At 35.3% G+C, this 15,212-nt stretch carries 7 protein-coding genes and 1 pseudogene; 1 reads left to right on the top strand and 7 read right to left on the bottom strand.

Annotation, left to right across the window (positions count from 1 at the left end; translation table 11 throughout):
- Positions 1 to 92 precede the first annotated feature (92 nt).
- From PYW34_RS02615 to PYW34_RS02605, 3 genes and pseudogenes are all read right to left on the bottom strand, one after another.
- A complete protein-coding gene (locus tag PYW34_RS02615; protein WP_002288548.1) occupies positions 93 to 1,004 on the bottom strand; it encodes a peptidylprolyl isomerase in 912 nt (303 codons plus the stop codon).
- Positions 1,005 to 1,379: 375 nt separating this feature from the next.
- Complete coding sequence (locus PYW34_RS02610) at positions 1,380 to 2,018, bottom strand: ABC transporter ATP-binding protein (RefSeq protein WP_002333161.1); 639 nt, start codon at positions 2,016 to 2,018, stop codon at positions 1,380 to 1,382.
- A 3-nt stretch (positions 2,019 to 2,021) separates the two neighbouring features.
- Positions 2,022 to 4,003: pseudogene (locus tag PYW34_RS02605) on the bottom strand (DUF1430 domain-containing protein).
- Positions 4,004 to 4,181: 178 nt separating this feature from the next.
- Here PYW34_RS02605 and PYW34_RS02600 point away from each other — a divergent pair.
- A complete protein-coding gene (locus PYW34_RS02600) occupies positions 4,182 to 4,847 on the top strand; it encodes a helix-turn-helix domain-containing protein (RefSeq protein WP_002333165.1) in 666 nt (221 codons plus the stop codon).
- A 2,366-nt stretch (positions 4,848 to 7,213) separates the two neighbouring features.
- Here the strand turns inward: PYW34_RS02600 and PYW34_RS02595 are convergent.
- The 4 genes from PYW34_RS02595 to PYW34_RS02580 all read right to left on the bottom strand — a co-directional run bounded on the left by PYW34_RS02595 (position 7,214) and on the right by PYW34_RS02580 (position 14,886).
- Positions 7,214 to 8,044: a class C sortase gene (locus PYW34_RS02595; protein WP_002333168.1), complete on the bottom strand. Its 831-nt coding sequence runs from the start codon at positions 8,042 to 8,044 to the stop codon at positions 7,214 to 7,216.
- 91 nt (positions 8,045 to 8,135) lie between these two features.
- The gene (locus tag PYW34_RS02590) at positions 8,136 to 10,013 is read right to left on the bottom strand and encodes a SpaH/EbpB family LPXTG-anchored major pilin (RefSeq protein WP_002333012.1); all 1,878 of its coding nucleotides are present in this window, start codon (positions 10,011 to 10,013) and stop codon (positions 8,136 to 8,138) included.
- Positions 10,010 to 11,431: a SpaH/EbpB family LPXTG-anchored major pilin gene (locus PYW34_RS02585; protein WP_002334449.1), complete on the bottom strand. Its 1,422-nt coding sequence runs from the start codon at positions 11,429 to 11,431 to the stop codon at positions 10,010 to 10,012. Before PYW34_RS02585 ends, PYW34_RS02590 begins: the two co-directional genes overlap by 4 nt.
- 2 nt (positions 11,432 to 11,433) lie before the next feature.
- Positions 11,434 to 14,886 carry a SpaA isopeptide-forming pilin-related protein gene (locus PYW34_RS02580; protein WP_002334448.1) on the bottom strand — a complete coding sequence of 1,151 codons (3,453 nt, stop codon included), beginning with the start codon at positions 14,884 to 14,886 and terminating at the stop codon, positions 11,434 to 11,436.
- Positions 14,887 to 15,212 lie beyond the last annotated feature (326 nt).

Raw genomic sequence — 15,212 nt, 5'->3', positions numbered from 1 at the left:
GTAATTAAACTACTGTTGATTTAGTTCTAATAAAAAGATTTAGATGAACAGTTTTATTGATTTAAATAGTTCATATTTTTTATTTATACCGCTTATTTACTACTTGCTGTACTAGAATCTGAAGTGAATGTACTCAAAACATTTTCAAAGTCTTTGTCTTTGATTTTTACATTAGCGTCTTTCAATACTTCGCCAATTACTTTATTCTGGAAGGTACTGTCACTTAATTTTGTGTCTGTTGCAATTTCTTTCAATTCTTTTTTGTATTTATCCATGTCGTTGCCTTTGTTTTGGTTTTTCACCATTTTAACCACATAATATTCCGTAGTATAAGTTGAAGCATTGGTAGAAGTGATCACATCAGAAACTTGACCATCTTTCAACTTAAAGGCTGCTTCTTTGACTTCTGCCGGAACCGTTGTAGTAGTGGAATCAAATTTCACTTTTCCGCCATCTTCTTTTGTCGTAGTATCAGTTGACTTGTCTTTGGCTAATTTAGAGAAATCGTCTCCCTTATCAGCAGCTTTCTTCACATCTTTTGCATCATCTTCACTTGCTACTTGGATAATTTGAGCTTCCACTTCTGGATGGAAAGATTCCCAAGCCGTTTTTAAATCTTCATCGGTCAATTTGATATGTTTCTTTAGACCTTCTTGAAAGGCTAGACTTTGTTTGATACTGTCTTTGAATGTTTGTTCTGTGTAACCTGCAGATTTCAATTGTGAATCAAATGAATCACCCAATTGTTTCTTTGTTTGATCATATTGGGAATCGATTTCTTTGGTTGATACGTCATCTCCATATTTATCTTCAAATACTTGATAAACGATCAACTGTTGCACAGCGGAATCTGCTCCTTGCATTTTTTTCAAGCTATCCATTACTTCTTGTTCGCTGATTGTACCGCCTTTATAACTAACGGCTGTTTTTTCACCGGCATTCGTACAGCCTGACAATAAGCCAGTGCCTAGTACGATGGCAAGTGCTAAAAATCTTTTTTTCATTTATCAATTCTCCTACTTTTCGTTTTTTGCGAATTGCTAAAAACAAAGGTGTTCAAGATGAAAATCATCAAGAACACCTTTACTAATCTGCTCGATACGTCCTGAATAGATATAAGGCTACACAATCCAGAAAGTTCGCTCAGCAGAATAAATGTCAAGTAGCACATCACACCTTAATATACTACTTCTTTTGTTACCGCTTTTCAAGTCTATCTTGCGTTCCGTATTTAACGTAACTAATTCTTAGAACAAATGTTATCGATTTTGTTTTTCTTCTTCCGCTGCTGGGATATTCAAATCAGACACTTTTATGTTCGATTTTCCAGACATTTTTTTGTTGTTTTTATTGAAAAAAATTGATTTTTCATTTGTTTTCTAAAGCATGATCTTCTTGTTTCCTATTTTGGTCAGATATGGATCATGCATGACCACGATAACTAACGTACCTTGGGAAGCCTGTTGCGATAAGATTTCAACGACTTGCTCCTTATTTCGTTTATCTAATGATCCAGTTGGTTCATCGGCTAAAATGATTTTGCTATTCTTCAATAAGACTCTCGCACAGGCGATTCTTTGCTTCTCACCACCAGATAATGTATAAACAGGCGTACTTAGCTTCTTGTCTATATTTACTTTTTTCAATGCTTCATACTTTACTATTCGTTTATCCGAAGCATTTAAATTCGAAAACTTCAAGCCAATGTCTAAATTAAAATTGATCGTTTCATATTCAATCAATCCGAAGTCTTGAAAAAGAAAAGAGAGGGCATTTCTTTTTATCAAGCGCTTCTCTCTTCCAGTTAAATGTTTTGTTTCTTGATTAAATAAATAAAATTGCCCTGAACTGAATTGATCATTCAATCCTAATATATTCAATAAAGTACTTTTCCCTGCTCCGCTCTCTCCAACTACAGTCACAAAATCCCCAGCATCCGCAGTAAAATGGTCCAAATGAAGAATGGTTTTGTTTCGAATGATTTTTTTTGCACTTTTTATCGCTATCAACGGTTCCAACTGTTAACCTCCATTCATCAACAATAACTGACTTTTCTTTTCTGTAGACAAAATAAAAATAACTGAAAGAATAAAATCAATGAAACTAAAGAAAAAAATATTAAAAAGATACTCAGGCTCTCTTTCTATAAGGAAAAGGAAGATTACACTTGTCATTCCCCATTTGATGAGGTTCATTATGAAGAAATCTTTATATGTTTCGAAGAGCGAATAACCACTTAAACGAAAGATAGAGATTTTCCGGCAATTGTAGACAAAATATATGCGTAACATGACGTAGCTCAATAAGAAAAAAGAAAAGAAAGTGAGGAAACATACCTGTATCAAATAATGAAATGACCTGCTTAATACCTTGACAGCTGCCTCTTCTGTTTGAGTATACGGAAATGATAACTGCAAGTTATCACGTAACTGGCTTTCCTCAATCAATTCAAATAGCATTTCTTTCGACAAAGAGCCTATCTTGATCTTTAACGGCGGATAGATTTCTCCACTGAGAATATTCCTTTCCCAATAAGTACTGTTTTTCAATGTCAGTACTTCCACAAGCGGGTAATGTTCAATCCATGAGATAGAAGGAATAAATGTATAAATGGGTTGATTGTTTTTTATAAATAGAAATTTTGGTTCTTTTTCACTGATTTCTTGATAATATTCCGTTATTTTTTCTAGATTATTTTTTAAACCTGTATGTCTATATCGTTCAGGAATCAATATAACAGGGTGCGCTTCTTCTTCGGTTACTTGGATCAAGTTTCCATGGTCATCAGCCAAAGGAAATTTCTTAAGATAATTCGGATTTATTTTTATCCCTCTGCCGAACTGTTCGTTTTCTTCATTCAAGTAATCTGATACATTGACTAATATACTTCCGTTTTTATTCAAAGTTTCATATAATTCCTGATCTGCTGCTGATGCAAAACGATTGGAATAAATAAAATCCACATGGTTTTTCCCGATGGTTACTGGATAAAACACATGATAGTCTTCACCAGCAATTTCTTTTGGCGGTTAATGGGAAACAGCTAACTGTGAAGAAGAAAAAACGATAGTTGCTAATTCGACATTGGCAACGGTCAAAAGAAGAGAAAATAACAACCAAAATGTAAAAAGAATGTATTGGATATAGTTGAACGCTTCTCTTAATGAAACGATTTTTTCAACTAATAGAAGAGAAATCAGAGAGATACCATATATTCCGCTGAACAAGAAAACGTACATCTGGAACAAATAAAGAAATTGCTCCTTATAATACATAAAAATAAAACCACCAATGATTCCTGCAATTATGAATGTAATAATGATTTTCTTTTTCCCCAATAAACACCACAATACTTGATGTAATGAAAAGCCATTATTCAACAATAAACTGATTTCTTTATTCATCAATAAGAAAAAGGATGATAACAAAAGGAATAAAAGAATCAATCCAATAGTTAAATACACTCGATAATTATATACGTCTGTACTTGAAATAACCGAATACGAATAGCTATTTTCAAAGTCTTCAAAAATATTAGTGGCATAATCAGTGTGAAATGCTTGATTGAATCGTTCCACAAATAGTGAAATGAACCGTTCATAGGCTTCTTTTTCTCTCGTCATCAAGAAAAATTCACCTTCAAAATCTTTTATTTTGATCGATTCTTCAATGGACGTTACGCGAAAGGAGGTATTAGAATAGGTACCTTCTCGTGAGAAGATTTGACATCCCCTTGATAATACAATGTCATTTCAAGCTTTGGCTGTATCTTGAAGTTCCAAGATGTATCTACTTCATTGGATTCATTTACTGTTTTTTTCATATAAGAAAGCTCAGTTTCTGATGAGACATTTTCAAATACCATGATTAGCTGCTCATATTCTTCTTGCCCAATAAAATGTTGTGGCAATCGAATCGGAGTATAAGTATCTGTTTGATGGAAAAATTCATTTGTCCGATAGAGTACCTGTTTATTTATACTAACCAAGGCAAAACCACTCATGATACCGGTCACTATGATTGTGAGTAAAACTGTGAACTTTTTTTGATTATCACCACTCTCCCTTACTTAAATGATTCTTTGATAAAATCATACCGTTTTTCATCAAAAAAACGTATCTATCAAGTGTATAGGTCATGTAGAATAAATCTATATACTGTAGAATCGAAAGGAGAAGAAGATGAACATCGGAGAAAAAATACGAACTTACCGCAGAAATTGTAAGCTTACGCAAAAAGAATTAGGCGAAAAAATTGGTGTTTCCGATAAAACGATTTCTAGTTGGGAAAATTCTCGTACAATGCCAGACCTTGAAATGCTGTCACTTTTACATCAGACTTTAGGTCTGCCGATTGATTTTCCTTCTATTGAATCAGCTACCGAATCAATAGAACCAACATTGCCAGACGAACCTCTTGTTATCAAGAAATCTTATTCATCAAAACAACCCTTCTCACTCAAAAAGACACTATCTTTCTTTCTGCTCGTCTTTTGTTTGGTCTATCTTTTTCTTATCAATTATCAATACAAAAATGAAACGATTGATCGATTCAATCCTTTTTTGAAACCACAAATCGGCTATACCACACTCCCTGTAGGATACGTGGACAATTCCATCGAACATTGGGTATGTAATGATATCTTTGGCCATGGTACATGGCTGTCTTTTCACGCTGGAGAGGTAGAAAAAGAGAAAAACCATGCTGTAATCAAACACAAAGGAAAACACGTCATGAACGTTCGCCTGCTCACTTGGGAAGCCATTCCCTCAGATTACCAAGAACTTCTCAGCAAAGACTATGACGATGCCTTAAAAAGAAGCCCTCAGGAGCCAGATAGGCATTAAGTAGGAGATGAACGTAGAGATAGAAAAAATCAATGCACATGATCTTATCCAAAAAACAGGGGTACAAATTAATTGAAAAAGCCTTGAGATGAAAGTTCCTAAATAAAAAAGTTCAGAATGATAGGTATTTCTGGCTTATAGTATAATATTTACGCCACAGCCTCCCAATGATTCTTTTTGGAATCATAATCAAGGATGGACATTCACAAAAATATTTTGCTCATTCGATCCGAATAGATTAACGACCAATCTAGTAAGTAATATAGATTGGTACGTAGTCAAGCTGCACATAATTTAGATCAATTTTAGTTCTTTTTTATATTTCTATGATCTGCTCATTTACTTTTATATGATGGCTTACAGTAACATAAATAAATATGATAATCGCTGGTAGTTTATCCAAGAGTACTCAATAAAATACAAAATGGATTGTTCAAGCGCCTATCATAATGATAAAATGAAACAAATAAACGATACAAGGAGGAAGAGACTTTGAGTAATGGCAAAAAAATTTTTTCATTGTAAAAATTGTTCAGTTGTTAATCTATGGGATTTCGGTAGCATGGGCATTTTTTATAGAGGAATCACACCAAACTGGCCATTTTATCTCTTGTTAGTGGGAATATTAGTAGGAAATTTTGCCCCTCTTCACTATCGTACCAACTTTTTTTCAACTGATTCTGGCCTTTTTCTTAAAACAAAGACGCGAAAATTAGAAAACATTATTGAAATGACAATTACCTGTATAATCATTTTCTTAGTTATATTCCTAAACGTCTTCTAATAAGAATCTCTTAAAATTAGCTTGTTACAGTTAGTTACCTAGTTTATATAACACAGTTATCTTATCTTCCTTATCAACATCTTTTGCCAACCCTTTGTCTTAAATTCGAAACATATAAGCAGAGCTACGAACACCAAGACTGTTTCGGCTCTGTTTTTTGCATCAAATTCACTCTTATATAGCTGATAATCTTGGCTCTTTAAAAGAAATTATTTTCGCTTCATTTTATTATAAAAAGGCTAGGAACCTGATAACATCAAGGTTCCTAGACTTTATTTAAGTATTACCCCACAGACCCTTCCAATGACTCTTTTGGGAATCAGAGTAAAGGAATAAGCTTTGTATAGATATTTCATTTAACAAATTACTATAGACTGACAGTATATAGCAGCAGATATTATCATCGGGAACGTAGCCAATATCGTAACCAAAACAGCAGATAGAGAAGTTATTTGAGGATTCAAGTTATTCTGTTTCAGCTATGAAGTTAAGTTCATTTACTATAATTGAAGATAATTGATTTTTTTCTAAATGATTCACGTATTTTTTTAAGCTCTTTAGTAATTGTTGATTAAGGGTTATTGTATCTCTTTATTACAACTTAAGATATTTCTTACCTATCTGATTAGTTTCATATCTTTTTGAATTTCTTCCATATCAATAATCTTATGTTTATTTACGACTCAAAGATAAAGTTATGGATAGTTGATCGATTAAGTACAATAGATATTTGCAAGAATTATCTAAATCTGAAAATAAAGTTGATTTTATCATCAAGATATTATAAAAAGAAGAAACGGTGACATAAGTCGCTAAAAAAGAAGCATGTGTAACTCTTCAGATCAATTCTCCCTATATTTAGTCGTCCAAGAGAATATGATTTAAGCGCAATGGGATTGACAAAAATAGATACTGGAAACATTGAAGATAAATATAAAAAATAAGGAGCACTCGAAAAAATAAGCCATTTTCGAGTGCTCCTTATTTTTTATAGAGTGTAACTAACTTATGTCACACCTCCAATTTATTCGTATTTCTTAGCGCTCAATTACTTACATAGATAGTTAAAAACATCAGCGCTACTTCCAACAACTAAGATTAGTGATTCAGTTAAATTAATATTTTGATAGAGATTAGATAAGACAACGATGATTGAACATCACATTGTAAATGATCATTGAAACTTTCGACACCTTATTTATTTTTTGTTAACGTCAAAGATTTGTAAACACTCCCAATTATTGATAGTATTCAAATGACACTAAGCAAGATCAAATCAGTCGTTTTCCATGTACTATTAAGAGACAAAAATGTGTATACGTACCAGTGATCAAGAGATAGATAGATCGAACAATGATCGAATACTTGGAAAACTTTCTTTACCTTTATAAAAATTAGACTATGAAATAATGTAGAAGAAAAGCAAATTTAATAACGCTGCGATTCCATGTGTAACTGTATTTAATACTTAATTGATGAATTCGTGCTTTCGTCTAAATTCTATCTCCATCTTATTACACTCCGTTTCATTCGTGAGATTCCACTATACACAAAAGATATTCTGTTTACGTAAACTATATACTTACTTTTTTAAAAATTTTATTAGGATCACTAAAAATAGCAACAAGAGCACACCGATCAAACCGCTTACAAGTAAAAATGCAGTACACTTTGCCTGTTTCACTTTTTCTAAGGATTCCTTTATTTCTTCTGGTTCAACAACGATTCTGTGTCCACGCACCAGTAAACGGTGACTGTTGATCATATACGGAGTACAAGTAACCAGTGTGACTAGATCTTGATCTTCTTGGATTTGCAGCGCTTCTGTTTCTGTGGGTTCTACGGTTTTGATTTGATCGACTTGATACGCAAGATACTGTCCGTTAATTTCAATATAAAAGTGATCTTTTATTTTTAATTGAGGTAAATTTGTAAACAATTTTGCTTGCGACAAGCCTCTATGGCTAGAAAGTACCGCATGTGTCGATTTGCCTCCAATAGGGTATGAGGTTCCCTCGAGCAGACAAGCTCCTTTTTCCAATAGTTTCATCGTTGTTTGATCAAAAATCGGTAAGTTGACATTGATTTTGGGGATCGTCAAAATACCGATCGTATGTTTCTCAAAATAGGTTCTATCCTTTTTCACAGGTTCTTTTTTCTTAGTAAAGGGATCTGCACCTGGATTTCCACCTTCTTTTGCTAATTGCTGGTTTTTCTTTGTCATGTTTTCTTGGATTTTAGCCATGACTTCTTCATTTTCTTTGACCGCTTGTTGCTGATAATGAGAGATGATCTGCTGATCCAGATAATTATTCAGCGCGTCGCTAACAAATGGATAAGCTAGTATCCCTATTCCTGAGAGAAGCAAGAAAAGCATCAGCAGATCTAGAAGTTTTCTTTTCTTTGGTTTCATTCGTGTTCTCCTTGTGATGACTGTTTGATAATAAAAGAAAAAGGAGCATTTGCGTAATCCGCTGCTCCTTTTTCCAATTCTTGCAAAAAGACTAAATCTGACTGTGCTTGCGTCTAGCAAAGTACAGTCCAGCAATCAGTAGAAGGACTACTCCTGCACCGATATACACATAGATTCCCTTACCGCCTGTTGAAGGAAGTGTACCTTTGTGTTTATTTGGTATTTTTTCAGGAGAAATCAACTGTCCTGCTGTTACATAAGATTGTTCATCGATAGTAAATGCTACACGGTTTGTTAATGGAACATATTTTTCTGGCGCTTTCGTTTCTTCCAGATAGTACGTGCCATATTTTAGACCTGTCACATCGATTAAACCGTTACTTGTGGTTGTAAAAACCGTTGCTGATTCTTTCGCCGATACCCAGCTGACGGCTTTTGTGGATGGGTCGATCGATAAATATTTCGCTGTGTCACTATCTTGATCACGAACGACGAATTCTGCTCCAGCAAGTGTTTGATCTGATGTAACGTCACCATCTACTTTAACAAATCGTTTGCCCCCAGTAACGACATCGACTGACGGTGGTGTTTGATCATTTGTATGCCCGTTATCGACATTTGCTTGGTTAGAAAATCCTTTGGTTGGATCTGCTTTTTCGTTCAAATGCATATAGTAAACGAATTTCAATGTACCGCCAGGAGTTAATGAAGGAATATAATTCGGATCAACTGAAACCGTGAATCCGTTTGTTTGCTCAGTGACAGAATAATTTACTGGGTCGATTTCTTTATTTCCATCATATAAGGCATAAGCATACGTTCCTGAAGAATCATTATCAAATGTCAAAGCAGCGTCATGAGTATCGATAAGTTTGAATGTTGTGTACTTGTTTTGCGTCCCTTCTTTATCAGCGATACCTAATGGGATATTGACAGAAATCTCATATTGAATTTTTTCACCGATTGCGACATCTTTTCCATTCAATTGAGGTGTTGTTTTATCAACTTTAGACGTATCATTTTTGATGGTCTTTTCTACTGGTGTTTGGCTATTTGCCAGGATCTCAAAAGGCGTGATTGTTTGCTTTTCAATCATTTCCGCATTATTAGGAGCTTTTACTTCTTCTAAATTATATTTTCCAACTTCTAAATGATTAACGATCAACTGGCCTTTTTCAATCGTTGCCTCGGCAAAGTCATTGTTGCCGATGTCATAAGAATGACCAGTAATGAAATGTTTGGCTTTGGTTTGATCAGTTGTCCAAGTGTACAATCCATCTGTGACACTTTGGATGTATTTTTTGACGCTTGGTGTTCCTTCTTCTTTAGAAATAATAAATTCTGCTCCATTTAGTGCTTCGTTTTCGGCAGTACCGATTTTTGTAACTTTCAACGTTCCATCATTACCGACTGTATTTTTAGGGTAGAGATGGATAGTATCTAGTTCTTCTGTCCCGTATTTATAAGAGCCATCTGCTTGTTTGATCATCTCATATACAGGGAAAGCTAAAACCATGTTTGCGGCAGCTGACACTCCGTCTTTTGGTTCTTCTTTGATCGTGTAGACTGCATCTTTCCCATTTTGTTTTTTAGGTAAAGATAAAGTGACATTTCCATCAGCATCTGTCGTTCCTGAAGCAACTGGTGTACCAGGAGTCAAAGACTGGACTGCTTGTTTTGCTGCATCCACGGACGCTCCTTTATCTCGTTGCGCATAAAATTCTTGAGTGACGTTATAAACTGAAAATGAAATATCGGCTAATCCTTGGTATTGATCGAATTCGCTCATTTCTTTCCCGCTGTTTTGGATTAAAGGATCGGGTAAATCAGTCATTTTCTTTTTATGAAGGATGACTTGAGCTGCTGTCTCCTCTGCAAACACTTTTTTTGCGCCGAAGCTGTTTGTGAGTAATGGTAAAATAAGGAAAAGTACTCCTAACATAACGTTTATTTTTTTATGATTTTTCATTTTTTCACTCCTGTTCTTTTTTTGATAAACAACCAGATTGCAAAGCTTGCGAATACCATACCAACAACGCCTAAAAGTGTATTTTTCGTTTCGTTTGTTTTTGGAAGAAATGGACGGCTATTTTCTTTTTTATTGACTACTTTCAATATACTGTCCGCCTCTTTATCCTCAGAAAGAAAAGTTGAAATGGTAAACGGAATTTCTGTTTCACTTAAAATATAACCAGAAGGTGCTTCGATCTCTTTTAATCGATAACTTCCTGTTTTCAACCCGGAAATTGAAAAAGCGCCATTTTTATCGGAAATCAGGTGAAGCGCATCTGATTCGTTCTTTGTCCACTTGTATCCGTTGGCTGTTTGCTGGAGGTAATTTCCTGCTTTGTTTTTAATAAGGAATACTGCGCCAGCTAATCGTTTATCTGGTTTATTTGTCTCGATTTTGACAAATTGCTTACTCCCTGTATATACAGAAACTTTCTTTGTACTGATACCAAAACCAAAATCCAGTGTTCCGTTGTTGTTGATTTCCTTGTTCGCCTGTGCTGTACTGCTTAGCTGCATCTGATAAGAAATGGTCAGTTTTTTTCCAGCATATTTTTCCAACGAAGGGATCGAAAATAAAACATCAAATCCGTGAGGTTTCTTGTGTATGACAAAGCCTTCTGTCAGCTTTTCTCCATTCGATGAAATCGTTAAACTATTAGGTAAAAACGTTAATGCTTCATCCGCACTATCTGACAATTCGAACTTTTGATAGTCAAGGATATTTACAGGAATTGTCGTATGCAAGGAATAAGTGATTTTTTCACCAATCGTAAAATCATTTCTAGGCTCTTCTAATACCTTCTCAAAAGGTGGATCAGGGTAGTCGTTTTCTTCATTTTTAGGATACAAATGGATAGTTGAAAGTTTTTGATTGTTTTGTCCATATACAGGAAGAACAACTACCATATTCTCTGCCTTTTCTTTGACGACTTCTGGTGCTTTGGATTCAATGAAAAGATACGCTTTATCTCTTTTTTCTTGATCTTTAGCGGCCAGAGAAAAAGAAGCGATACCATCTTCGTTGTTAAGAGTTGTAGTTGTTGCTTCTGCGGTAAACATACCGGAAGACGCACCGTTTTTTGCGATCTCTGTTTGTGCTTCTTCTACCGTTTTGCCCTTTTCCCGTAGATGGTAAAAAGAATCTGTGACATCATAAACTTGGAATGTGACACCATTTAATCCTCGATACGTTTGTAATAACGCTTTTTCTTGTCCGTCATTTGGATGATTTTTCGGCAGTTGCCCGTTTGGGAAAAGCAATTTGTGTAAAGTAATCTGAACCATTTCTGTTTCTGTTTCTGTTGCTGCCTGAGTAAAAGCTGGTTTAAATAGTAACAAGAAGAGACACATACTAAGCCAACCAAGTTTTTTCATATTTAGCTGCCCCCTCTTTCTTTTTTCAAAAAAAGATACCAAATAGAAAACGCACAACCAATCATCCCTACTAGATAGATTCCTAAACGGCCAATTCCTCCCGTTTCAGGTAATGGTACTTTTGCCTGATTCGTGATGTCTAAAGAAATCTGGTTGTTTTTGGCTCCTGGTGACAGAACAGATTCATGATCTTGTCCATCCACTTGAATTGACCCATCTTCGTGTATAACTATAGTAACTGGCTCTTTTAGACCTTGGTATCCTTCTGGTGTAAAAGTTTCGGTCAGCGTATAAGTTCCAGGTTTTAAATTTTCGAATAGAAAGGTATCTGTTTCTTGTCCATCTTTTGGCAATTCTAAGTCCATTTCTGGTCCCTGCAGTCTGAATTTTGCTCCTTTTAATGTCTGTCCGTTGTCTTCTTTTTTGTGTACCGTTAGATCAAACGCTTTTAGTCGATTTTGATGAGTGAGCGTCCATACATTATTTGTCATCTCGGTATTTTTTCCCGTGTAAATGATTTTTCCATATTTATCGATTTGGAATTCATAATTTCCCGGCGAAGTATCATATCCAGCAGGACCAGCTGTTTCAACGACTCGATATTTACCAGGTGTGAGTGAATCAAAACTGGCAAGACCTTTTTCATTCGTTGTTTGGCTGTCAATTGGCTGATAAGTACCATTTGCTTCTTTTTTCTGTAGGGAAAATGCTGCTCCTTTAAGATTTATCTCTTTGTCCGTCCCTTGCATCGCATACTTACGTACTGCTATAGGAATTTCAACAAAAGGATTTTCAATGGTCAACTGGATCGTATCATCGGAAGTAGTGACTGTTTTTCCATCAATGGTTACCGTACCCTCAGAAGCAATCTTGATTTCCCAAGTAGTCTTCTTGCTTAATTCATGACCTTCTGGAGCTTTTGTTTCTGTCAGTGTATAAGTCATTTCTTTTTGCAATTTGACATTTTCCGGAAGAGAATAGGTCCCATCACCATTATCAGTTAGTAAAGTATCAATAGAATCTCCTGTTAATTTGAAAACAGCGCCAACGAGATCCTTTTCTCCTGTAGAGGAATTTTTCGTTATTTTTAAGTCTAACGGTGTGAATTGTTTAGTATTCTTCCATGTCAGTGCATCTATTTGTTGAGAATCATATCCTGGTACAGGTAGTTCTTTGATTGTTTGGTAACTGAATGCTTGACCTTGATTATTATATTGAGGCAGTGATAGTATCTCTTGATAACTTTCTCCACTATTTGCAGAGAGTTTGTCGACGTCTGCACGTTCCCACGAATTTGTAGTATCTTTAGCTGGTTTAGTGATGCGGATATATCCGTTTTTCCAAGCTGCAGCATTTGTCGTATGTTCCCGTTGAATCTCAAAAGTAACTTGATCTGGACGATCAGCTAGATTGTTGTCAAATTCTTCCCATAACTTTTTGATGTGAAGACTGACTCCGGGAGCTTTAGCAGATGGTATACCGAATTCAGCTAATTCATTGGTATCAATGTTTGGCTGGAAAGTTGTCCTGCCGTTCATTTGATACCAGAAATTTGGATGGAAGTCCTCATTTTCTGTTTGGATTCTCACTTGGTAATGGATTTGGATTTCTTGGTCTTTTCCTAAATAGATCTGATTGCTCTTGATGGTATTTCCTTCTATGGAAATAGATGGAGTGACCGTTGTAGGACTTGTCCCCACACTCTTGACTGAAAGTGTACCAGGCTGATAAATGAATGGTTCTGCGATTGGATCATTTATTTGTCCATTGCTTACAGTTGCTGAGATCTGTACAGCTTTTTTGGCTAGGTATTCAGAGATATCTGTTGCATGATCAGCTGATTCATAGTAAAGATCGCCTTTTTCATCTGATGAAACCATTTGTCGCATACGAGACTCTACTTCTGCTTTTGAGAGACCAGCTGCCGGATCGCTTTGAAGTTGGATGCCAAGACCATGTATTTCGATTCCTCGTTCTTTGAGTGCCATCGCTTCTCCGATGGTTGCGATAAACGTACTGTCGATTCTTCTGGATAGATTGTTTTGGTCAGGTGCATCATAGATTCTTGAGATTAGAGAAGTATTTCCCGGCCGATCTTGCGTATTAGAAAACTGAGTTCCGTAATAATTGCTGCTTGATTGTGCGTGTACCCGCTGTACTTTATAGGAAAATGTTGGTACACCATCCGTCAGCAAAACGATCACTTTTTTATGTCCATTTGGAACGGATAGCATGTTTCCTGCATCTCTTAGTGCTTTTTGTGTAAAAGTACCACCATTTGTCCATGAAGGTGTAATGGATTTTACTTGATTTTTCACTGAATCAAATGAACCCATCTGTACTGCACCGTTACTGTAGCTATATCCTTCGATTGAGTAGCCGACATATCCCATATTGATTTTGTCTGTGATACCGCTATCTGCTAAAGTATCGACAAAACGATCGACACCAATCTTTACTTCACCGATCCGATTATTGTCGTTCATACTTCCAGACCAGTCTACGACCAATACGAGATCAAGAGGAGTGATATTTTTTTGAGTATTTCCTCGAACATTCAGATACAAGTCAAACAATCCAGGAGTCGCTGTTTCTTTGGCAAATTTTCGGATGGCATAATCGGCATCCTCTTTTTCCCCACCATATTCAATATAAGAATTGTTGCGATTGGTTGGATTGCCATCCCACCCATTCAGCCCGTCCCATTGCTGTTGTCCTTGGCGATTGCCCTGATGATTACGCACATATTGACTATTATCCGGTTGCCACATTGCCTTAGGGTATGTTCCTTGCTCATCTGTGGTATATTCTGGTTCAATCGTAGCTAACCCCTTAGGTTTCAACTGTGCATTAAATAATTGTGGTTGTTCAAACGGACGATATTCGTCTTTATCTAACGATGAATCATCCGATATCTCATGATTTTCATAAGAAGTTGATGTTTCAGACGTTTTTTCATTTGTTTGTGCAGTTTCCTGATTCTTATTATCTATAGAAAATGAAAAGGAAACAGGTTCGGATAAAAGTAACTGACCCGTTTTTTCTTCTATCTGAATATTGAGTTGAAATTCTTTGCTCGTACTCGGCAACTCAATGGTCCATTCTTTTTCTTCAATAGTTTGAGAAAAATAACCTGCTAGCCATTTTCGTTGTTGTTCATCTGTGTATTCTTGATATTCCTGAGAAACATAAGAGGAAAGCAGATTCGTTTCAGGTGCATCTTTTGAATGTAGCTGGAATAAAAATCGGGTTTCTTGCGTTTGCGCATTTAATCGATACAAGATCGTTAGCTGATGATCTATTTTCCTAATACTTACTTTGCCGTATTCATTGTTTAATACTTCTATGGTTGATTCTTCATTGGCTGCCACAGTCTCCCCTTTTTGGATATGGAAATAGGTGACGAAAAATAGAGAAAATAGACAGAAAACGATAAAATAATTTCGCTTCTTCATTTATGGATACCTCCTTAGAAAAAATTTAATATTCAATTAGATAATATAAAAAAAAGAAAAAATTCACTAATCTTTCTAATTCTCTTCTCTTTTGGCTCTAACTATTCAATCAGTGTTATTTTAAAGGAAATTAAACTTGAGATAGATTAATAAATATATCTAATAATTAGTTATTGAAAATAGGTTATTTATTCTTTTCTCTCACAAAATATACTCATTAAGTGGTAATTTTGAGATAAATTTAAAAAAAATATTTCTAAATCCTGTATAGTTTTTTTAGAAAATCGAGACAAGTATTTACAAGAAAAAATAAATACGGTATTAAT

The organism is Enterococcus faecium (genome assembly GCF_029023785.1).
Taxonomy (GTDB): Bacteria; Bacillota; Bacilli; order Lactobacillales; family Enterococcaceae; genus Enterococcus_B; species Enterococcus_B faecium.
This window is presented reverse-complemented; position numbering and strand designations above follow the sequence as displayed.